Here is a 21,836-nt window from a genome sequence, read left to right as displayed (position 1 = left end):
AGTGCTTGTGTCAACAACTGTATATTTATAAATTTCACTAAAAAGTAATCATCGAGCAGATTTATGTACACTCAACTTTCATTGTGGGAAGAGCCAAAAGCAGAAAGCCAGAAGCATGGTCAGCAATTATCTCTGCCTGATGCCGAAATAATCATGTACCCCGACTTCTTCAATAACCATGAGAGTAACCAGATATTTGCGGAATTGTACAGCACTATTAATTGGAAGCAAGAGGTGGCCCTGCTTTTTGGCAAGCAAGTCGCTATACCGCGACTTAGCGCATGGTACGGAGATGCAGGTAAATCTTACACTTACTCCCAAATAAAAATGGAGCCTAATCTATGGACACCTACACTCATAACAATCAAATCTAAAATAGAAGCAATAGCAGGTACATTGTTTAACAGCGTGTTGCTTAATCTATATCGCGACGGCAAAGATAGTGTAGCTTGGCACAGTGATGATGAATCAGAACTTGGTGAAAACCCAGCGATCGCTTCTGTAAGTTTTGGGGCTACTCGTCGTTTTATGCTCAGGCACAAATACCAAAAAGAAATGAAATTAGAAATTCAATTAACTCCTGGAAGCTTCCTGCTGATGAAAGGAGTAACCCAGCATTTTTGGCAACACCAAATCCCGAAATCAGCCAAAGTTACTGAACCAAGAATCAACCTTACTTTCAGGAAAGTAAGATCAATGAATTAATGGTAATTTGTAAGCAAATCTCATATTACTGAGAAGTGCTATAAATAATCAGCTCGATTTTTGACAAAACCGATTAATTACATATTTCCGAATCACAGGCTGCAACCTAAACAAATGCTTACCCACTTTTGTCTCAATCAGCGATCGCCAACTGGGCGACTCCAAAACATTCATCAATATAGAACTAGATATATCGCCACAATTCGATCTCGTAATATATTAGTGGAATAAGTATGTTGGCTTAGGTAAATGCGATCGACTCTTTCATTTACCGCCCTTACTTACTTCGCCCGCACCACCAACACCGAACAAGGAGCCTCAGCCACTACCTCAGCACTCACCGAACCCTCCAAAATCCGCTTTAAACCAGTTAAACCCCGACAGCCGATCGCAATTAAATCGGCATTATAAATATGAGCCAAACGCAAAATTTCCGCCGCTGGCTCCCCCGAAACAATCTCCAATTCGCTCTGGCAAGGCAACTTTTCCTGATAAGATTGCAGTAACTTTTCCACCTCTCGGTAAGCAATCTCGTCTCCCTGAGCGTGAGGTCGATCGACAACCGCGTCAAAATCCGACGTACCAGAACTGACAACATGAACTAGAATCACCTTTGCCGTCGGTTCTAGCTGAAATTGTCCTACAACTTGCAATACCTGAGTCGCTAACTCTGAATTGTCGATCGCTACCAAAACAGTATTCAATATCATGCACCTTTAAATTTTTCGTTGATTGTCGCCTACTGTCCACAATTTTGCGCTTCCCACCAACATCATTATTACCTACCCATAAACCCGGTTTCTTAACATAATTGCGTCATTTAAGCAAGACTCTTGAAGAAACCGGGTTTCTTAAGCCCGCAGTGCGTAAGTAAGTAGGTGCAAATAAACTGGGCCGCTTGTCACAGAATGTAAACCTACCATAATCGCAAAAGAATTGCTTCCTTTCACTGCATTTCACTGACTTTTGACTACCTATGTATTTTGCCGATCATCTACTTAAATCTCGATCGCCAATCTCAAATCTACCATCTAAAACTCACCCTTTCCCTCATTTTCAGTCCGCAGCCGCACCGAATCAGCGTGAGAAGGAAGCCCTTCAGCTTCGGCTAACACATTAATCGCCCTACCCACCTTCTTAAGTGCAGCAGGCGAATATTGAATCAAACTCGAATGCTTCATAAAAGTCTCGACACCCAGCGGCGACGCATAGCGCGGAGCCCCAGAAGTCGGCAAAGTGTGATTCGGGCCAGCCAAATAATCACCTACAGCTTCCGGCGTCGAGCAGCCCAAGAAAATCGCCCCAGCGTGGCGAATTTGGTCGAGCAAAGCCCAAGGATCTGCAACTTGCAATTCCAAGTGTTCGGGCGCAAACTCGTTAGAGAGTTCCGCCGCCGCTTTGAGCGAGTCAACTACCACGACTAAACCATAGTTGACGATCGCCTTTTCTGTTAAAGTTCGGCGCGGGTGATTTGCCAACTGTCTGTCTACCTCAGCCACCACCTTCCTAGCTAGCACAGAATCCGCCGTCAGCAAAATTGCCGACGCCATTGAATCGTGCTCAGCTTGAGCCAACATATCCGCAGCCACGTGTACAGGATTCGCCGAACCATCCGCAATAATCAACACTTCCGACGGGCCAGCCAGAGAATCGATCCCCACAGTCCCGTAAACCAGTTTTTTAGCCAGGGTGACATAAATATTCCCCGGCCCAGTAATTAAATCCACCTTCGGAATAGTTTCCGTACCGTAGGCTAAAGCCGCGATCGCCTGCGCCCCGCCTACCCGATAAATCTCATCAACTCCCGCTTCCTGAGCCGCTACCAGCACCGCAGGATTCATTTTCTTCTCTTGTCCGGGGGGAGTACACATCACCAGTCTCGGCACCTTGGCGACCTTCGCAGGAACCGCATTCATGATCACCGAGCTTGGATAGGACGCCTGACCGCCAGGAATGTAGATTCCCGCTCGATCGACCGGCGTGTAGCGCTTGCCCAAAACAATCTCGTCATCGCCAAACTGCACCCAAGACTTGGGTACGCGCTGTCGGTGAAACGCTTCTACCTGTTTGCAAGCCAGCCGGATGGCATTTAATAATTCTTTCGACACCTGCTGATAAGCAGCATCCAATTCGGCGCCACTCACCCGTAAATCTTCCACATTTAGGGTCATGCGGTCAAATTCAGCAGTGTAGTGCAGCACAGCCTGATCGCCTCTGCGCCTTACAGCTTGCAGCACCTCCCGCACGGTGGCTTCTTTGTGAACGACAAGTTCGTCATGGGTGCGATCGCAGATCCGTCGCAGTTCAGCTTGTGCCTCAACCCACTGAGTAATGATTCGCAGCATGGAGATTAGGAATGCCGTCTATAACTTCACTAACATTTGCTTGACAATTGGGGATTTTTGTGGGGATCTCCTAGAGAAGTAGGCCACCACCAGTCCACAAGCTTAGACCGCGAGAGTCGCGGTATTTTCCAAGGCTTCAGTGCAGCGTTTAAATCTCTATCGAAGATTTTGCAACACTGAGGACAAGTCACAACCAACTCTCTTGAATTGCCCGCCAGAGAACCAGGTGCGGAGGGAGAGGGTGGGAACGCAGAGGGGGAGAGTGTCCGACCCCGATAATATCCGAGAGGGAGAGTGTTCGAGCGGGAGAATTTTGATTCTGCCTTCTAGCTTCTACCTTCAGATCCGGCTGTCTTCTACCTTCTACCTTCTACCTTCAGCTTTTTACCTTCTACCTTCGGTAAGTGCTTCTTGCCGAAGCCCAAATAACCCGTATTCTTTGTTATAGCTTAACTTGGATTTTTCAGAGAATTGGATTTTAAGCAAAATAGGTGCTATATTAGTTTTTCCAACACCTGATAATTTTTTTATAAAAAAACGCCAAATTATTGTATACTTGAAAATTGCGCGCAAGAAACCGTGACTTTAACTCGTGACGGTGGAAACACCGCAAAACGCCTCCGTAACACCCGTGTCATACCTGTGGGTATTGTCAGGGGTAAAAAACAGGCAGTTAAATGAGTCAATAAAAAATTATTGCGCGGGCGTCGCCAAAAAGTAGCCACAGACTCAGCTCTATCTGAGCGCATGGAAAGTGGCTGTCTCACTCCGCCATTAAAAATCAAGCTTTTTGCGGATCGATCCCGAAAAGGTTGTCCTTCAAAATCCCCGTGTCTTGAGACTGTCTTGAGACTAGGGTGTATCAATGAATACCTACTTCCAGCAACTGAACTATGGCAAATATTAAGTCCGCCGTCAAACGAGTCAAAATCGCCGAACGTAACCGCTTGTACAACAAATCTTACAAGTCAGCGGTCAAAACTTTGATGAAGAAATATTTCGCTGCCGTAGACAAGTACGCCGCAGCTCCGAGTCCGGAATTAATGCAAGAAGTCCAGCAGCGAATGTCTGAGGCCTACAGCAAAATTGACAAAGCTGTCAAAAAAGGTGTACTCCACCGCAACAACGGCGCTCGCAAAAAGTCCCGCTTGGCAAGAACCCTCAAGCCGCACGAAGTATCGGTAGCATCTTAAGGAAGCAGAAAGTTCGGCAACGAAGCAGTGTACAAGATTGAAGGGATGGATGTTGAGGGAAGAAGTCAAGCGTGAAGAAGTCCAGCGTGAAGCAGGAAGAAGGAAGAAAGAAGACGGAAGATTTTTCCCACTCCCACTCCCACTCCCACTCCCAGACTCTCTCACTCCCCCCTCGCCCTATCCCACCAAGACTCTCCCGTATCACCTCTAATCTGCTTCCCCCATGCAGCTCATCGACACTCACGTTCATATCAACTTTGAAATCTACAAATCTGAGTTAGAAGCCATTCGAGAACGCTGGCGCGAAGCTGGTGTAGTTCGGCTGGTTCATTCTTGTGTAGAGCCAGAAGAGTTTGCCGGCATTCAAGCAATCGCCAACCAGTTTGCAGAAGTGTCCTTTGCGGTTGGACTCCACCCCCTAGATGCGGACAAGTGGAAAGACGAGACTGCGAGCCAGATTAGGGAATTAGCAAGTTCGGACTCTAGGGTAGTGGCGATCGGCGAAACCGGACTGGACTTTTATAAAGCTGACGATCGAGAACACCAGTTTAAAGTGTTTGAGGCACAGCTTTCAATCGCCCAGGAACTTGACAAACCAGTCATTATCCACTGTCGCGACGCCGCCGCCCCAATGGCCGAAATGCTGAGGAACTTTTGGCAAACACGCGGGCCAGTGCGCGGGGTCATGCACTGCTGGGGAGGCACACCCGAAGAAACCCAGTGGTTTTTAGACCTAGGTTTCTACATTAGTTTTAGCGGAACAGTCACCTTTAAAAAAGCCTTGCAAATACAAGAATCAGCTTGTATGGTAAATAGCGATCGCATCCTAGTCGAGACAGATTGCCCTTTTCTCGCCCCCGTACCCCAGCGGGGAAAACGCAACGAACCAGCCTATGTCTACTACGTAGCCGAGCAAGTTGCTAAATTGAGAGGAGTTTCTCTCTTAACTTTGTCCCAGCAGACAACCGAAAATGCCTGTCAGCTATTCGGCTTTTCAGTTTAGTTATAGCAGAACAGAGAAACGAGGAAAACAGATCGATTTAGGCGCCAGCGCTCAGGACAATCCCATTTCTATCCTGCCAGAAAAACCGGATTCATCCTTTATTGGAGATTCTTTTGGCGTTGCCTGTTGCGATCGGATTTGCGTCCTATAATAAAAAGAACCGACCGATCGGGCGTTGGCTTAGTATCCGCGACTGCGATGTCGCCCGGTTCCGGCCAACACAACGCGAGTACGCTAACCTTCGGGATCGGTCACAACTTCACGCAATACCTCAAACTTACACATCAGAAGAAACTTGGAACCTCAGCAATTTGGCAATAGCTGTCAAGTCAATTTTAGGAGTCAAAAGTGTAGGGAATTTACCCTAGGATACCACGAGATCAGAGCTAAAAGCATCTCGATCGAAACTAAAATCCGCACAAAAATACTGCGAGCCACCAGCACAAATAACCGTTGCAGCAGTTGGCAGGCGATCCAAAACATCATATAAATTCTCTCACACAATCCATCAAAAAAACGCAACAAGGTAAAAAAGCCCAGCCTTGGCGCCATGTAAAAAGCTAGAGCCACTGCGGAAAAAGGACCCCCATGACCACTAAAGATTACACAGAATTCGCCTTCACCTTGCCCGATTTGATCGAAATCCAGCGGGCAAGTTTTCGCTGGTTCCTAGAAGCCGGGCTGATCGAAGAACTCGACAGCTTCTCCCCGATTACAGACTACACGGGTAAGCTGGAACTCCACTTCATGGGCAAAGACTTCAAACTCAAGCGCCCCAAATATGATGTGGACGAAGCCAAGCGCAGGGACAGCACCTACTCGGTGCAAATGTACGTCCCCACCCGCCTGATTAACAAAGAAACAGGGGAAATCAAAGAACAAGAAGTCTTCATCGGCGACTTGCCCTTGATGACCGAGCGTGGCACATTCATCATCAACGGCGCAGAACGGGTAATTGTCAACCAAATCGTGCGTTCCCCCGGCGTCTACTACAAATCAGAAACCGACAAAAACGGTCGCCGTTCCTACAACGCCAGTCTGATACCCAACCGCGGCGCTTGGCTGAAATTTGAAACAGACAAAAACGATTTAGTCTGGGTCAGAATCGACAAAACCCGCAAACTATCGGCTCAGGTACTGCTCAAAGCCCTCGGACTCACAGACGGCGAAATCTACGACTCACTCCGCCACCCGGAATACTTCCAAAAGACGATCGAGAAAGAAGGACAATTCGGCGAAGAAGAAGCCTTGATGGAGCTCTACCGCAAACTCCGTCCAGGTGAACCCCCCACCGTAGCGGGCGGCGAACAGCTCCTTAACTCGCGCTTTTTCGACCCCAAACGCTACGATTTGGGCCGAGTCGGCCGCTACAAACTCAACAAAAAATTGCGCTTGACAGTCCCCGATACCATGCGGGTGCTGACATCGCAAGATATCTTGACGGCGATCGACTACTTAATTAACCTCGAATTCGACATCGGGTCCACCGACGACATCGACCACTTAGGCAACCGTCGCGTCCGCAGTGTCGGAGAACTGCTGCAAAACCAAGTCCGAGTCGGCCTCAACCGCTTAGAACGGATCATCCGCGAAAGAATGACCGTCTCGGATGCCGACTCCCTCAGCCCCGCTTCTCTGGTCAACCCCAAACCGCTGGTAGCAGCAATCAAGGAATTCTTCGGTTCCTCCCAGCTATCGCAGTTCATGGATCAAACCAACCCTCTGGCAGAACTGACTCACAAACGTCGGCTTTCCGCCTTGGGCCCAGGAGGTCTGACTCGGGAACGCGCCGGGTTTGCAGTACGGGACATTCACCCCTCCCACTACGGCCGGATTTGCCCGATCGAAACACCAGAAGGCCCCAACGCCGGTCTGATCGGTTCCTTGGCAACCCACGCCCGCGTCAACCCCTACGGCTTCATCGAAACTCCTTTTTATCCAGTAGAAAAAGGACGGGTGCTGCGCGACAAAGCTCCTGTTTACATGACAGCCGACGAAGAAGACGATTTGCGCGTCGCCCCCGGAGACATCAGCCTTGACGAAAACAACAACCTCTTGGGCGAAACCGTAGCCGTCCGCTACCGCCAAGAATTTACTACCACCACTCCAATGCAGGTGGACTACATGGCGATTTCGCCTGTGCAAATCGTCTCCGTCGCGACATCGCTGATTCCGTTCTTGGAACACGACGACGCCAACCGAGCTCTGATGGGCTCGAATATGCAGCGGCAAGCTGTGCCGCTACTGAAACCAGAACGGCCCCTAGTCGGTACGGGCTTGGAAGCTCAGGCGGCGCGAGATTCCGGGATGGTTGTAGTTTCCCGGATTAACGGCGAGGTGATTTACATCGACGCTACCCGGATTATTGTCAAACCCCTGGCGGACGATGCCGAATCTAATTCCAGCGAAGAACATTTCCTGATTCGGGAATACGACGATCTCAAAGTCAAACAGCCCTCGGTTTGGAAGCAAAAATATGCTGGCTGCATCGAACACGAACTGCAAAAATATCAGCGTTCTAACCAGGATACTTGTTTAAACCAGCGTCCGCTGATTTATGAGGGCGATCGAGTCGTAGCAGGTCAAGTGCTCGCCGACGGTTCCTCCACCGAAGGGGCAGAACTCGCTCTGGGTCACAACATCCTCGTAGCTTATATGCCTTGGGAAGGCTACAACTACGAAGACGCGATGCTAATTAGCGAGCGTTTGGTGTACGAAGATGTCTACACTTCGATCCACATTGAAAAATATGAAATCGAAGCCCGCCAAACCAAACTCGGCCCCGAAGAAATCACCCGCGAAATTCCTAACGTCGGCGAAGACGCGCTGCGCCAGCTAGACGAACAGGGGATTATCCGCAAAGGTGCTTGGGTAGAAGCCAGCGACATCCTAGTGGGCAAAGTCACCCCCAAAGGCGAATCCGACCAACCGCCGGAAGAAAAACTGCTGAGGGCAATCTTCGGCGAAAAAGCCCGCGACGTGCGCGACAATTCCCTCCGCGTCCCTAACGGCGAAAAAGGCCGGGTGGTGGACGTGCGGGTGTTTACCCGCGAACAGGGCGACGAACTGCCCCCGGGCGCCAATATGGTCGTCCGCGTCTACGTTGCTCAAAAGCGGAAGATTCAAGTCGGCGACAAAATGGCCGGCCGCCACGGGAATAAGGGGATTGTGTCCCGGATTCTGCCGATGGAGGATATGCCTTATTTGCCCGACGGGACTCCGGTTGACATAGTACTCAATCCCTTGGGCGTACCGTCGCGGATGAACGTGGGTCAGATTTTTGAGTGCTTGCTGGGATGGGCGGGCGAAAATCTGTCGATGCGGTTCAAAATGGTGCCTTTTGATGAAATGCACGGGGCTGAAAAGTCGCGGGAAACCGTACACGGCAAGCTACAGGAGGCACGCGAAAAAACCGGCAAGCCTTGGGTGTTTAACGAAAAGCACCCCGGCAAGACTATTGTCTACGATGGTCGAACTGGGGAACCGTTCGATCGCCCCATCACAGTCGGCATCGCTTATATGCTGAAGCTGGTTCACTTGGTAGACGATAAGATCCACGCCCGTAGCACAGGCCCTTACTCGCTGGTAACGCAGCAGCCTTTGGGCGGCAAAGCGCAGCAGGGGGGTCAGCGGTTCGGAGAAATGGAAGTGTGGGCTCTGGAAGCGTTCGGCGCAGCTTATACTTTGCAAGAGTTGCTGACTGTGAAGTCGGACGATATGCAGGGGCGGAATGAAGCGCTGAATGCGATCGTCAAAGGCAAAGCTATTCCGCGCCCCGGTACGCCGGAATCTTTCAAGGTGCTGATGCGGGAGTTGCAGTCTTTGTGCTTGGATATTGCCGTGCACAAGGTGAATACATCCGACGAGGGCAGCGAGCACGTTGAGGTGGATTTGATGGCGGATGCTGGGGGCAAACGATCGCCCTCCCGGCCTACTTACGAATCGCTTTCTCGTGACGAACTTGACGAGGATTAGGCATTAAAGATTTTAGATTAAAGCTTTTTTGACAGCATTCAATCTAAAATCTTTAATCGACAATCTTAAACAAAAACGCCTCAACAGTGTTTGTACCACTGCTGAGGCGAATCAACGCTCTTAAGAGGAGAGACGCTGACGTGACAATTGTAACAGTTGTCCCAGGAATAGAAGGAGAATTGGACCAGAAGACTGGCTGTATTAACTGGCAAGGGGGCAAGTTTGGCAACGGTTACGGGCGCAAGTGGCTCAATGGCAAAACGGTATTAGTCCACCGATTAGTCCTCGAATCAAAAATAGCAGGATTCCTTGGTTCCGGTTATTTTGCTTGCCACACCTGCGACAATCGAAGCTGCATCAACCCAGCACATCTCGTAGCGGGAACTGCGGCTGAAAATACCGGGCAGATGATTGGGCGTGATCGCAAAACTCCCAGACGGAAAAGTATTCCGGGTATTGGCATATTGTCGATCGAACAACTCCGGGAAATTCAGACTAAATATTTATCTGGAACAGTCAAAAACCACCTAGCAAAAGAGTATGGAGTACAACATGAAACTATTACTAAGATACTTCAGACAAATATTCCCGATAACTTCACTACAGTTTCGCCCGGTTTTTTAGGAGAAATTCAAGACAACGGCTGCATCATTTTTCAAGGCTCAAAGGACGGTCAAGGCTATGGCAGATACTGGAAAAATGGGAAATCGAAATCAGTTACTCGTGCTGTTTTAGCTGAGAAATTAGGATGTGAAATTCCGACTTCGATAGATGCTTGTCATACCTGCGACAATCCCAGTTGTATTAATCCAAAACACCTTTGGGGTGGTACTCGCACTCAAAATTCATTAGATGCTTCTAAGAAAGGACGCACTCAAGGCAAAAGTCATCCCCTTTCCAAGGCAAAATTAGACTGGGAAAAGGTGCGAGAAATTCGGCAAAAACTAGCTGCAGGAGAGAGAGTGAAGGATGTAGCTCAGGAATATGGTGTGGGTCGCAAAACCATACATGATATTAGGTATCACGTCACTTGGAAGGAAGAAGGCCAAGAGATTCCAGTTCCTCGCATGGGTGGATATCTCGATCGGAAATTGACTTTCGAGCAAGCTCTTGAGGTACGAAAAAGGATTAGAGATAGAGAATCAATCTCTAAAATAGCTGATGACTTAAGAGTATCCTCAAGTGTCATCTATGATATTAAAAACAATATCACATATAAAGGAGTATAAGATTGATTTAAGCCGTAAAAAAAGCACAGAAAAAAGATAAACCACCACAAATAATCTACTGCAAATTATCAATTGGAGTCAAGAATGGCTAAAATAGAACAACGCTTTGATTACGTCAAGATCGGGTTAGCTTCACCAGAAAGAATTCGACAATGGGGAGAGAGGACTTTACCCAACGGTCAGATAACTGGAGAAGTGACCAAGCCCGAAACAATAAATTATAGGACTTTGAAACCTGAAATGGATGGCTTGTTTTGCGAGCGCATTTTTGGTCCTGCAAAAGATTGGGAATGTCATTGTGGGAAGTACAAACGAGTTCGCCATAGAGGCATTGTTTGCGAAAGATGCGGTGTAGAAGTTACTGAATCTCGCGTCCGCCGTCACCGGATGGGATTTATCAAATTAGCAGCTCCAGTAGCTCACGTTTGGTATCTCAAAGGCATCCCGAGTTACATGGCTATTCTGTTAGATATGCCGCTGCGAGATGTCGAACAAATCGTCTATTTTAATGCCTACGTTGTCCTCAATGCAGGTAATGCAGAGAAGCTGCAATACAAGCAATTGCTCACGGAAGATGCTTGGCTGGAAATAGAAGACGAACTTTACAGCGAAGATTCCACACTCACAGGTGTAGAAGTAGGTATAGGTGCTGAAGCTTTGCAAGTTTTGCTGCAAAACATTCCGCTAGAAAGTGAAGCGGAAAAGTTGCGGGAAGATATTGCTAATGCCAAAGGTCAAAAACGGGCAAAGTTAATTAAACGCTTGCGGGTAATTGACAACTTCATTGCTACGGGTTCTCAACCAGATTGGATGGTACTCAATGTGATTCCGGTGATTCCCCCCGACTTGCGGCCGATGGTGCAGTTAGACGGCGGGCGTTTTGCAACGAGCGACCTCAACGACCTCTATCGGAGAGTCATCAACCGCAATAACCGCTTGGCGAGACTGCAAGAAATTCTGGCGCCGGAGATTATCATCCGCAACGAAAAGCGGATGCTGCAAGAAGCTGTGGATGCGCTGATTGACAACGGTCGCCGGGGCCGGACAGTGGTGGGGGCAAACAACCGCCCGCTGAAGTCGCTGTCGGACATCATTGAAGGGAAACAAGGTCGCTTCCGGCAAAACTTGCTGGGGAAACGGGTTGACTACTCCGGGCGTTCGGTGATTGTGGTGGGGCCGAAACTGAAAATTCATCAGTGCGGTTTGCCAAGGGAAATGGCGATCGAACTTTTCCAGCCTTTCGTCATCCACCGCCTGATCCGCCAAGGATTGGTCAACAACATCAAAGCTGCCAAAAAACTGATCCAGCGCAACGATCCCAGCGTTTGGGACGTGCTTCAGGAGGTGATTGAAGGACACCCGGTAATGCTAAACCGGGCGCCGACGCTTCACCGTTTGGGGATTCAAGCCTTTGAGCCGATTTTGGTTGACGGGAGGGCAATTCAGCTTCACCCGCTAGTCTGTCCGGCTTTTAACGCTGACTTTGACGGCGACCAAATGGCCGTGCACGTGCCTTTGTCTCTGGAATCTCAGGCGGAAGCACGCTTGCTGATGCTGGCTTCTAACAACATTATGTCGCCGGCAACCGGAAGACCGATCGTTACTCCTTCTCAAGATATGGTGCTCGGTTGCTATTACTTGACAGCCGAAAATCCTGACGCTCAAAAAGGAGCCGGTCACTATTTCTCCAACCTCACCGACGCGGTTGTAGCTTACGAACAAGGAGTCGTTGACTTGCACTCATACGTGTGGGTGAGGTTTCAAGGCGCCATAGAAAATACAGAACCCGAAGGAGAACCGCTGAAGGTGGAACGCTCTACCGACGGTATAGTGACGAAAGAATACAAGTTCCGCCGGGTTCGGGAAGACGGAGAGGGCAAGGTGATTAATCAATTCATTCGCACTACTCCGGGCAGGATTATCTATCACCAAACCATCGAATCGGTAATTAACAATTAGAAATCGGTAAGGGGTAAGAGGTAAGAGGTAACAGGTAACAGGTAATGGGTAGTAACTGACCAAGAATCGCTAACAAATAATAGTGATTGAAGCCGGAAAAATTACCCATTACTACTTACCCATACTTCGGCTACGCGGTTCATGATCGAAGTCGAAGGGCAGTAAAAGTTACCAATTACCAATTAAGTAGGTATGTGAAAATAAACTTTCTTATGGGAAGAGCAGGTGAGTGCATTCATCTCCTAGCTTAGCTCTCTTCCTTATACGCTAAACCCACCCCTACAAAATGCTTGGTGTTTTTTCCCACCGATCTACTTACCAATTACCAATTACCAATTACCAATTACCAATACTTCGGCTACGCGGTTCCTGAACCCTTGGGTTTCGCTCAGGGGAACCGAAGTCGAACGGCAGTAAAAGTTACCAATTACCAATTACCATTACCTCAGAAAAATGACAGAAAATAACGAAATTGTTTTTCGCAATCGAGTTGTTGACAAAGGTCAGCTCAAAAAATTAATTTCTTGGTCATTCATGCACTACGGAACGGCCCGTACAGCGCAAATGGCCGATAAACTCAAAGACTTGGGTTTCCGCTTTGCGACACGAGCGGGAGTTTCGATTAGCGTAGACGATTTGCAAGTGCCCCCGTCAAAAAGATCGCTCCTAGATGCAGCCGAAGAAGAAATCCGCATCACCGAACAAAAATACACCAGAGGCGAAATCACCGAAGTCGAACGCTTTCAAAAAGTAATCGATACCTGGAACAGCACATCAGAAGACCTCAAAGACGAAGTAGTCAAAAACTTCCGAGCCACAGACCCCCTAAACTCGGTCTACATGATGGCATTCTCCGGGGCGCGGGGAAACATTTCTCAAGTGCGGCAGCTAGTGGGAATGCGCGGATTGATGGCTGACCCCCAAGGCGAAATCATCGACTTACCAATTAAAACCAACTTCCGCGAAGGACTCACCGTCACCGAATACATCATCTCTTCTTACGGCGCTCGCAAAGGCTTGGTAGATACAGCGTTGCGGACGGCAGACTCTGGCTATCTTACACGTCGCTTAGTGGATGTGTCCCAAGACGTAATTGTGCGGGAAGTGGACTGCGGCACCCAGCGGGGAATTCGAGTGCGGCCGATGACGGACGGAGCAACAGTGCTGATTCCCCTCAAAGACAGGCTGCTAGGGCGCGTGTTTGCCAGAGATGTGGTGCACCCCAAAACCGGGGAAATCGTGGCTTACGGCAGCGAAAAAGCCGTCCGAAATCAGCCAATTACCGAGGAGTTGGCGGGGGAAATTGGTAATTCTGGGGTGGGAGAGGTGTATTTACGATCGCCCCTGACTTGCGAATCTACCCGATCGGTTTGCCAGCACTGCTATGGCTGGAGTCTCGCCCACTTGAAAATGGTGGACATGGGAGAAGCGATCGGGATTATTGCAGCTCAGTCGATCGGGGAACCGGGAACCCAGCTCACCATGCGTACCTTCCACACCGGTGGCGTATTCACCGGAGAAGTCGCCAAACAAGAACGCGCCCCCTTCCCCGGCGTAGTCAAATTCAAGAACCTGCGTACTCGCTCCTTCCGCACCAGACACGGCGAAGAAGCACTGGTGGCAGAAAACAACGGCAAACTTGTATTTGAGGGCGACGGATTTGAAGAAGGGAAATCCGGCGCCAAAAATCAAAAACTGAAAATCGAATTGGCGATCGTCCAGGGTTCTACTTTGATGGTCAAAGACGGACAGCGCGCCATTCCCGGTCAAGTTTTAGCAGAAGTGCCGATCGTCGGTCGCGCCGCCCGCAAAACTACGGAAAAAGTCACTACAGACGTAGCCTCCGACTTAGCCGGAGAAGCCAAATTTGCTGATTTGGTGCCAGAAGAAAAAACCGACCGCCAAGGGAACACCACCCGCACAGCCAGCAAAGGCGGGCTGATTTGGATTCTCTCAGGAGAAGTCTACAACTTGCCCCCCGGCGCGGAACCAGCCGTGAAAAATGGCGATCGCATCCCGGCCGAAAGCGTGATTGCCGAAACTAAACTCGTCTCCGAACACGGTGGCGTAGTCCGCATCGCTGACCCCAGAGAAATCGAAATTATCACCGCCCAAGTCCTGCTCGACCAAGCAGTCGTGCGGGCTGAAAGTGCAGGCGGCCGCGACCACTACACGATCGAAACATCTTCTAAGCAGCGGTTTTCCCTGAAGACGGCTCCTGGGAGCAAAGTGATTAACGGGGAAGTCGTCGCCGAACTGCTCGACGACAGCTACCGCACAGCTACAGGGGGCATTGTCAAGTACGGCGGGGTGGAAGTCCACAAGCGCGGCAAAGCTAAACTTGGCTACGAAGTCGTGAAGGGGGGGACTCTGCTCTGGATACCAGAAGAGTGCCACGAGGTGAATAAGGATATTTCTCTACTGCTGGTCGAAGATGGCCAGTACGTAGAGGCCGGTACAGAAGTCGTTAAGGATATTTTCTGCCAAACCAGCGGGGCAGTGGAAATCACTCAGAAAAATGACATCCTCCGGGAAATTGTGATCAAACCGGGCACACTCCATGTAGTTGACCGCCCGCCGCTAACATTTGGGGAAGGTCAAATCGTCAACGCAGGTCAAGAGATTTTCCCTGGCTTGATTGCCGAAGAGTTGGGCTATGCAGAGTATATCGAAACTCCCGAAGGCCCGGCTTTGCTGCTGCGGCCTGTGGTTGAGTTTCCGGTGCCTGACAAGCCACCAGTGCCTTCTCAAACGGCGCTGAATGAGTCGATCTCTTTGAAAGCGGTGCAGCGACTTCCTTATAAGGATGGGGAGCGCGTCAAGTCTGTCGAGGGATTGGAACTGCTGCGGACTCAGCTTATTTTGGAAATTGGTTCGGGAGCTCCGCAACTGGCGGCGGATATCGAGCTGCTGCCGGATGAGGATGATGCTATGGCTTTTGGGGCGGACGGTTCGGGCCCGGCTTGGAGTTCGCCTGAAGACGTTAGTGCGTCGCAAGAGTTGGCGATGGCCCTGGCCGATGGGGGCGATCGAGCTTCCAAGACTTTCCGCTTGCAGTTAGTGATATTGGAATCGCTAGTGATTCGGCGGGATGTATCTGCTGACCCCACTCAGGGCAGCACTCACACGCGGCTGTTGGTGGAGGATGGGCAGTCGATCGCACCTGGGGCAGTAGTCGCCCGCACGGAGATTCTCTGCAAAGAAGCGGGTATTGTTCGAGGCATCCGTGAGGGGCTCTTAGAACCAGTGCGCCGACTGTTGGTGATGCGAGATGCGGATTCTATTTCGATAAGCGTGGCGGGTACCCCGGATGTGAGTCCCGGTCAACTGCTGGTGGCTGGTACCGAAATAGCTCCGGGGGTTGTTCTCGAAGAGTCCGGCCAAGTTGTGAAGGTTGTACCGGCGTCTGAGACAGAACCGGCGAAACTCTTGCTCAGGGTGGCTCGTCCTTACCGGGTTTCTGCCGGTGCGGTGCTGCACGTAGACGACGGCGACTTGGTGCAGCGGGGTGACAATTTAGTGATTCTGGTGTTTGAGCGGGCCAAGACTGGGGATATCATTCAAGGTTTGCCACGGATTGAGGAACTTCTTGAAGGGCGGAAGCCGAAGGAAGCTTGTATTTTAGCCAAGCGGCCGGGGACGGCTCGCGTGGTTACGGATGACGATGTTGTGGAACTTGCGGTGATTGAGGATGATGGCCGGATTGAGGAGTATCCTTTGTTGCCCGGTCAAAACCCGATCGTTTCCGACGGACAGCGCGTCGGCGTCGCCGAAGCTTTGACCGACGGGCCCGCTAACCCTCACGAAATTCTGGAGGTGTTCTTCCACGTACTTAAGGAGCGACAGTCTACTTTTGAGGCTGCCTTGGAGAGTTTCCAACAGGTGCAGACGTTTTTGGTGAATGAGGTGCAGTCGGTTTATCAGTCTCAGGGCGTGGATATTTCTGATAAGCACATCGAGGTGATTGTCCGCCAGATGACCAACAAAGTCAGGATGGAAGATGGTGGCGATACTACTATGCTCCCCGGCGAGTTGGTAGAATTGCGGCAGGTTGAGCAGGTGAATGAGGCGATGTCAATTACTGGTGGAGCGCCGGCGGATTATACTCCGGTGTTGCTGGGGATTACTAAGGCTTCGCTGAATACTGATAGCTTTATTTCCGCTGCTTCGTTCCAGGAGACGACGCGGGTGTTGACTGAGGCTGCGATCGAAGGTAAGTCTGACTGGCTGCGGGGGCTGAAGGAAAATGTGATTATCGGCCGCCTGATTCCTGCGGGTACTGGGTTCAATGCCTATGAGGATGCTGGGGTCCAGGATGCGGGTTTTGATGGTGCTGTGTTTGATGACGACATCCACGATTTACAAGAGGATGTGGTACTTGATGACCGATCGGCGCGTCGTGCTTATACGATCGAGAGCGGTTTTGAGATCGGACGCCCGTCTGATCTTGAGGCTGATGAGGATTTTGAGGAAGTTGAGGTGGATGAGGACGATTTTGTCGCTGAGACTGAGGATGATGCCTTGGGACCTGATGTGGACGATGATGATGATATCGGTTTTGACTTCGATGAGGACGAAGACTAATCTCGTGTTTTGAGATTGCATGAATGAGTGAACAGCGTTGCGCGAGGCACGAGGATAATTTGGTTCCACGGGCGCCGCACACTTCGATTTCATGACTTGAAAAATCTCAAATTCTCCTCATTAATTAACAGTCCGAACTCATAGCATTGTGCGATGAGACATCCAAAGGAAGAAGGAAGAAGGAAGATTCAGAGTTTAAGCAAACTTTGTAATTCTAGAGTTTTAATTGTTTGTTGGTTTAAACAAACAATTCTTTCTTCCTTCTTCCTTTTTCCTTCTTCCTTCTTATTCCTTCTGCATATATGGTTCACTCAATCAGGCAGCAAAGCCTTGATTTGATTAACAAACTCTTGATGGTCTACCACAGGTTTAGAGATGTAACCGTCGGCACCGCTTTGATCCAGAAATGTTTCTTTATCACCAGCCATCGCGTGAGCAGTCACCAAAATAATCGGCAGCGAAGCCGTTTGCGGGTCAGCTTTGAGCAGTTGAGTAATCTTAATCCCGTCAACAGATTTACCCTGGTACACGCTGCGCGAAAGAGACACATCCATTAAAATCAAATCAGCTTCGCCGTTGGCAGCAATCTGCATCACCTCTTCAACATTTTCCGTGTGCTTCACGGCTAAGCCCCCCCGCTTAGTCAGAATTTTGGAAAAAACCCGAGCATTAACCAAATCGTCCTCTACAATCAGAACGGTTTTCATAAATAAATATGGGAAGTATAGAAACTTTGTGACTTTAGTCCAAAGAGGAACACGACACGGGGACTACATTCCCCGTCAAAAATGCAGAGTTTTTAGCGCCGTCAGCCGGGAACCTTGCAAAACCCGTATGTATATCCTTGAGCCACTAGCTGTGAGAGGGTTTACAGATGCCTAGAAGCATCCAGTACCATCATTTAGACTACTACACACAGACAGTTTAGTTGTTTTTTATAACTAGACCTGGCACTGGTGAGAGTCTCAAGATTCTCAGGTAGCAGGTTTCTAGTACAATCCTGGACGCATGGACGACGCCTCGCAACGCGGTTTTTGCTCGTTTCGGCGGGCTATAACGAACTATTGCTATGAAAAAACAGGTTTCTGACTACCCGTGCGTCCTGGACTATAGTATCCTCTCTTTCGGTCAAGCCTTCGGCTTCTACCATTTTAGATTTTAGATTTTAGATTTTAGATTTTAGATTTTAGATGGGGAACTGATTGACTGGATATTGGTTTGGAGCACAGGCCTACAGTTGCATTATTTTTTGAACTGGTATTAGATTCGGGAATGTGTGATAATTATTTTCCTTCCTTCTCATTAGAATCAAGCCATGTTTATTCACATACTCCCGTCGCCACAGCATTCGGAGTAGCGAATCTAGCGGGGATTGGCGGGGATTCTTGGAGATTCCTAATTCTCAGTTTTAACCCATCAAAACGGCTTAAAATATCGACGCTTCCGTTCATCAAGCGGATGTCAGACTAGGAGATATCGCCAGGAGAGCTTTTTACTGATGAATTCATCAAGATCGGCATTTTTGACACTCTCAGCGAGTCACGGCCACGATCTATGGTTGAATAAGCCCAAAACCTGGACTTCACTCATAGTCCAGTCGCCTCTACACGATCAGAACAAGTACCAGTACCAGAGGTATTCCAATTCCGCTTACTTTTCTTTTTTAATAGTTTCGGAGTCCATCACGCTTGCCAAAATACGGTAAGCTCGATCTTCTACCATTGCTGCTTGATCCAGGCTACGGCTGTACCGAGACGAGATCAATCTGGGGTTTCTCCTGAATAGAATATTTCTTCGTGTAGATGGTTATTCCTAATTGCAATTAAATTCTATCATGGATTGACGGGGACTCAAGTCCCTCGTGACGCTTTCCTAGGAAGAGCTACAGCCTCACTACGTTCTGAGTTTCTGGCATTCCGTGTTCTCCTGTCTATTTACCTTCTGCCGTGAGAAGGTAAATAGACAGGTAGGCGCAAATGAAGGCAACATAGAGGTTAGGGTAAGAGTGGAGAGTAAGAGGCAAGTGTTGCCCGTCTTCGGGACTCTGATTCTGCTTTCACAAGTTAAGTTTATTTTTATTCTTCAACTGGGCGGTTGGGTCGAACTTTCGGTTCGCCTGCGGCAAAGGCTTTTCAATCGAGACAGGAAACCTCGGCATTATTGACAGAGGCTGTTTTCACTCAGGAATTAACGGACACAAGGACTCATGGCTAAACAACTCAACCTACTTTCCGGGCAAGTAATTTCTACGCCTCTGCACGCCGAGATGCAGCAATCGTACCTCGAATATGCCATGAGTGTGATCGTCGGGCGAGCTTTGCCTGATGTCCGCGACGGTTTAAAACCAGTTCACCGTCGAATTTTATATGCGATGCACGAACTGGGTCTGACGCCAGACCGACCTTACCGTAAGTGCGCCCGGGTAGTTGGAGATGTTTTGGGAAAATATCACCCCCACGGCGACCAATCGGTTTACGACGCTCTGGTACGCATGGTTCAGGAGTTTTCGAGCCGCTATCCTTTACTGGCGGGTCACGGCAATTTCGGTTCGGTGGACAATGATCCGGCGGCTGCTATGCGCTATACGGAAACGAGGCTAGCACCGATCGCCCACGAAGCTATGCTAACCCAAGTCGGCGATGCAACTGTTGATTTTACTGCTAACTTTGATAGTTCGCAGCAGGAACCGACGGCGCTGCCTGCTCAGTTGCCGTTTCTGTTACTCAACGGCTGTACGGGCATTGCTGTGGGGATGGCAACTAATATCCCGCCGCACAATTTGGGAGAGGTGGTAGACGGTTTAATTGCTTTGATTGAAAACCCGGAACTATCCGACGAGAAGTTGATAGAACTGATTCCGGGCCCGGATTTTCCAACCGGAGGGGAAATTGTCGCTACAGAGGGCATTGTTGACGCCTACACTAAGGGTCGAGGCAGCATTGCGGTCAGGGGTGTGGCCGGGGTGGAAGAGGTGCCAGGTAATCGCAAGGTGCGTACTAAAACGGCGATCGTGGTGACGGAGTTTCCGTTTCAGGTAAATAAGGCGGCTTGGATTGAAAAGGTGGCGGAGTTGGTTAATGCTGGCCGCCTCGACGGTATTTCTGATTTGCGTGACGAGAGCGATCGCGAAGGCATTCGAGTGGTGATTGAACTCAAGCGGGAATTTACCCCAGAAGCGGTTCTCGCTCGCCTTTACCAACAAACTGACCTACAAACAAATTTTGGGGCGATTTTGCTGGCAATTGTCAACGGTCAACCGCGACAGTTGACGCTCAGACAATTGTTGCAGGAATTTCTGGATTTCCGGGAAGTGACTCTTACCCGCCGCTACAATTACGAGTTGCAAGCTGCAGAACGCCGCTGTCATATTGTCCAAGGCTTAATGTTGGCTTTGACAAATCTCGATACAGCGATCGACATTCTGAGAAATTCTCCTGACGGCTCTACTGCTAAGCAAACTTTGCAAGTTCGCCTCAATTTGAGCGAAAGTCAAGCTGATGCGATTTTGGCGATGCCTATGCGGAGGCTGACTGGTTTGGAAAGACAAAATTTGCAGTCTGAGTTTGATGAGTTGATGGCTAATATTCAAGAATTACAGCGGTTGTTGAGCGACAGGCGCGAACTTTTGAAGGCTTTAAAGAAGGAATTTCGATCGCTAAAACGCAAGTACGCTGACCCCCGCCGCACTAAATTCGCCAATGGAACTGCACGCGCAGCAAACGCCGAATCACAATTTGCTGGTAAGAAAAATTCTGGGGTGAAGCAGTTGTCGCCGGCAACGATTCAGCCGAACTTATTGCCCGTTCTAGAGCCAGAGGAAACTATTGTTGAATTTTCGCACAAGCAGTACGTGCGACGCTTGCCGACAGGGGAAAAGCCACGCTCGAAAAGTCGCGAAAAATCGGTTTCAGCTTTAGAAAAAAATGAAGATTTTATTGTGACGGCAAATCTGACGAAAACCGATCGCACTTTGGTCGTCTTAACTCCTAACGGCAAAGCTTACCCGCTGAAAGTGGCCGATATTCCTAGTAGTAGCGCCAAAGACCGGGGAACGCCGATCGTTAGTTTGTTGTCGCCGAGTGCTACTAAAGAAAGTGCCGGTCGCGCTTTGTCGGAAATCACAGTTGCACACTTTATTTTGCCGGAAAATTCGGAAGCGGCAGATTTAGTAACTCTGACTCAGCAAGGGAAAATTAAGCGCTTGCCGATGCAGGAATTTGCTGATTTGACTAATCGTGGCGTTACTGTTGTTAAACTCAAGGAGGACGATCGGCTGCGCTGTGCGAGTCTGGGTAAAGTCGGCGAGCAAGTGGCGATCGCAACTTCAGGAGGCCGAGTCCTCCGGTTTGAGATCGATGATGAACAACTGCCACCAATGGGCCGCGCGGCCCAGGGATCTCAAGTAACCAGGTTGCGGAAGCAGGAACAGTTGGTGGGTTGCATCACTCTCTACCCGGACGACAGTCTGGTGCTATTTTCCGAGTTGGGTTGGGCAAAACGAATGCCTGCAGGTTCTGTTAGACTTACTAACCGGGGGGAAATTGGCACTCAAGCTTTTCGTTTCTCAGAGCCTAAAGATGCTTTAGTTGGCTTGCTGCAGGCTGTTCCGGGTACGGATGTCAAACTTTTTACTAATTCTGGTCGCCTGCTGCGATCGACTATGGATGCTATAGCTTTTTGGGGGAAAGATGCTGCGGGCGATCGAGTTTTTGACCTCAATCCAGGTGAAAGAATCATCAAAGTTATCAGCAGTCAATAGTCATTAGTCATGGGGCATGGGGCATGGGGCATGGGGCATTGGGCATGGGGCATGGGGCATTGGGGAATTAATCTGACTTCTGAC

Annotated in this window: 13 protein-coding genes; 9 read left to right on the top strand and 4 right to left on the bottom strand. The window is 49.5% G+C overall.

What is annotated here, in order from left to right; all coding sequences use genetic code 11:
- Positions 1 to 63 precede the first annotated feature (63 nt).
- Positions 64 to 705: an alpha-ketoglutarate-dependent dioxygenase AlkB gene (locus QUA43_RS11710; protein WP_333374007.1), complete on the top strand. Its 642-nt coding sequence runs from the start codon at positions 64 to 66 to the stop codon at positions 703 to 705.
- A 281-nt stretch (positions 706 to 986) separates the two neighbouring features.
- Here the strand turns inward: QUA43_RS11710 and QUA43_RS11705 are convergent, their stop codons facing one another.
- Both QUA43_RS11705 and hisD read right to left on the bottom strand, forming a co-directional pair.
- Positions 987 to 1,415 carry a universal stress protein gene (locus tag QUA43_RS11705; RefSeq protein WP_333374006.1) on the bottom strand — a complete coding sequence of 143 codons (429 nt, stop codon included), beginning with the start codon at positions 1,413 to 1,415 and terminating at the stop codon, positions 987 to 989.
- 321 nt (positions 1,416 to 1,736) lie between these two features.
- The gene (hisD, locus tag QUA43_RS11700; RefSeq protein ID WP_333374004.1) at positions 1,737 to 3,050 is read right to left on the bottom strand and encodes a histidinol dehydrogenase; all 1,314 of its coding nucleotides are present in this window, start codon (positions 3,048 to 3,050) and stop codon (positions 1,737 to 1,739) included.
- Positions 3,051 to 3,943: 893 nt separating this feature from the next.
- Here hisD and rpsT point away from each other — a divergent pair.
- The 3 genes from rpsT to QUA43_RS11685 are packed head-to-tail and all read left to right on the top strand — an operon-like array spanning position 3,944 to position 5,246.
- The gene (gene rpsT / locus QUA43_RS11695; protein WP_006632886.1) at positions 3,944 to 4,243 is read left to right on the top strand and encodes a 30S ribosomal protein S20; all 300 of its coding nucleotides are present in this window, start codon (positions 3,944 to 3,946) and stop codon (positions 4,241 to 4,243) included.
- Positions 4,244 to 4,292: 49 nt separating this feature from the next.
- Entirely contained in the window at positions 4,293 to 4,454 is a 162-nt protein-coding gene (locus QUA43_RS11690; RefSeq protein ID WP_333374002.1) for a hypothetical protein, read from the top strand.
- Positions 4,455 to 4,466: 12 nt separating this feature from the next.
- Positions 4,467 to 5,246 (top strand): TatD family hydrolase, encoded by a 780-nt coding sequence (locus tag QUA43_RS11685; RefSeq protein WP_333107031.1) that lies wholly within the window; start codon positions 4,467 to 4,469, stop codon positions 5,244 to 5,246.
- Positions 5,247 to 5,588: 342 nt separating this feature from the next.
- Here the strand turns inward: QUA43_RS11685 and QUA43_RS11680 are convergent, their stop codons facing one another.
- A complete protein-coding gene (locus tag QUA43_RS11680) occupies positions 5,589 to 5,732 on the bottom strand; it encodes a hypothetical protein (protein WP_333374000.1) in 144 nt (47 codons plus the stop codon).
- A 102-nt stretch (positions 5,733 to 5,834) separates the two neighbouring features.
- Here QUA43_RS11680 and rpoB point away from each other — a divergent pair, with 102 nt between their 5' ends.
- The 4 genes from rpoB to QUA43_RS11660 all read left to right on the top strand — a co-directional run bounded on the left by rpoB (position 5,835) and on the right by QUA43_RS11660 (position 16,993).
- Complete coding sequence (rpoB, locus tag QUA43_RS11675) at positions 5,835 to 9,221, top strand: DNA-directed RNA polymerase subunit beta (protein ID WP_333373998.1); 3,387 nt, start codon at positions 5,835 to 5,837, stop codon at positions 9,219 to 9,221.
- 140 nt (positions 9,222 to 9,361) lie between these two features.
- Complete coding sequence (locus tag QUA43_RS11670; RefSeq protein ID WP_333373996.1) at positions 9,362 to 10,450, top strand: HNH endonuclease; 1,089 nt, start codon at positions 9,362 to 9,364, stop codon at positions 10,448 to 10,450.
- A gap of 84 nt (positions 10,451 to 10,534) precedes the next feature.
- Entirely contained in the window at positions 10,535 to 12,409 is a 1,875-nt protein-coding gene (locus QUA43_RS11665; RefSeq protein ID WP_333142354.1) for a DNA-directed RNA polymerase subunit gamma, read from the top strand.
- A 453-nt stretch (positions 12,410 to 12,862) separates the two neighbouring features.
- A complete protein-coding gene (locus QUA43_RS11660; RefSeq protein WP_333373994.1) occupies positions 12,863 to 16,993 on the top strand; it encodes a DNA-directed RNA polymerase subunit beta'' in 4,131 nt (1,376 codons plus the stop codon).
- A 311-nt stretch (positions 16,994 to 17,304) separates the two neighbouring features.
- Here QUA43_RS11660 and QUA43_RS11655 read toward each other — a convergent pair whose 3' ends face one another.
- Positions 17,305 to 17,700: a response regulator gene (locus QUA43_RS11655; RefSeq protein ID WP_006632892.1), complete on the bottom strand. Its 396-nt coding sequence runs from the start codon at positions 17,698 to 17,700 to the stop codon at positions 17,305 to 17,307.
- A gap of 1,499 nt (positions 17,701 to 19,199) precedes the next feature.
- Between QUA43_RS11655 and QUA43_RS11650 the strand changes: the two genes are divergently transcribed.
- A complete protein-coding gene (locus QUA43_RS11650; RefSeq protein WP_333373992.1) occupies positions 19,200 to 21,752 on the top strand; it encodes a DNA topoisomerase (ATP-hydrolyzing) in 2,553 nt (850 codons plus the stop codon).
- The last annotated feature ends 84 nt before the right edge of the window (positions 21,753 to 21,836 follow it).

It is taken from the genome of Microcoleus sp. N9_B4 (genome assembly GCF_036701635.1).
Classification (GTDB): domain Bacteria; phylum Cyanobacteriota; class Cyanobacteriia; order Cyanobacteriales; family Microcoleaceae; genus Microcoleus.
This window is presented reverse-complemented; position numbering and strand designations above follow the sequence as displayed.

Excerpts from the sequence above, each read along its gene's own strand:
- QUA43_RS11680 (WP_333374000.1), bottom strand. The coding sequence starts at position 5,732 with ATGATGTTTTGGATCGCCTGCCAACTGCTGCAACGGTTATTTGTGCTG.
- QUA43_RS11690 (WP_333374002.1), top strand. The coding sequence starts at position 4,293 with ATGTTGAGGGAAGAAGTCAAGCGTGAAGAAGTCCAGCGTGAAGCAGGA.
- QUA43_RS11655 (WP_006632892.1), bottom strand. The coding sequence starts at position 17,700 with ATGAAAACCGTTCTGATTGTAGAGGACGATTTGGTTAATGCTCGGGTT.
- QUA43_RS11660 (WP_333373994.1), top strand. The coding sequence starts at position 12,863 with ATGACAGAAAATAACGAAATTGTTTTTCGCAATCGAGTTGTTGACAAA.
- QUA43_RS11665 (WP_333142354.1), top strand. The coding sequence starts at position 10,535 with ATGGCTAAAATAGAACAACGCTTTGATTACGTCAAGATCGGGTTAGCT.
- rpoB (WP_333373998.1), top strand. The coding sequence starts at position 5,835 with ATGACCACTAAAGATTACACAGAATTCGCCTTCACCTTGCCCGATTTG.
- QUA43_RS11685 (WP_333107031.1), top strand. The coding sequence starts at position 4,467 with ATGCAGCTCATCGACACTCACGTTCATATCAACTTTGAAATCTACAAA.
- QUA43_RS11705 (WP_333374006.1), bottom strand. The coding sequence starts at position 1,415 with ATGATATTGAATACTGTTTTGGTAGCGATCGACAATTCAGAGTTAGCG.
- QUA43_RS11710 (WP_333374007.1), top strand. The coding sequence starts at position 64 with ATGTACACTCAACTTTCATTGTGGGAAGAGCCAAAAGCAGAAAGCCAG.
- rpsT (WP_006632886.1), top strand. The coding sequence starts at position 3,944 with ATGGCAAATATTAAGTCCGCCGTCAAACGAGTCAAAATCGCCGAACGT.
- QUA43_RS11650 (WP_333373992.1), top strand. The coding sequence starts at position 19,200 with ATGGCTAAACAACTCAACCTACTTTCCGGGCAAGTAATTTCTACGCCT.
- hisD (WP_333374004.1), bottom strand. The coding sequence starts at position 3,050 with ATGCTGCGAATCATTACTCAGTGGGTTGAGGCACAAGCTGAACTGCGA.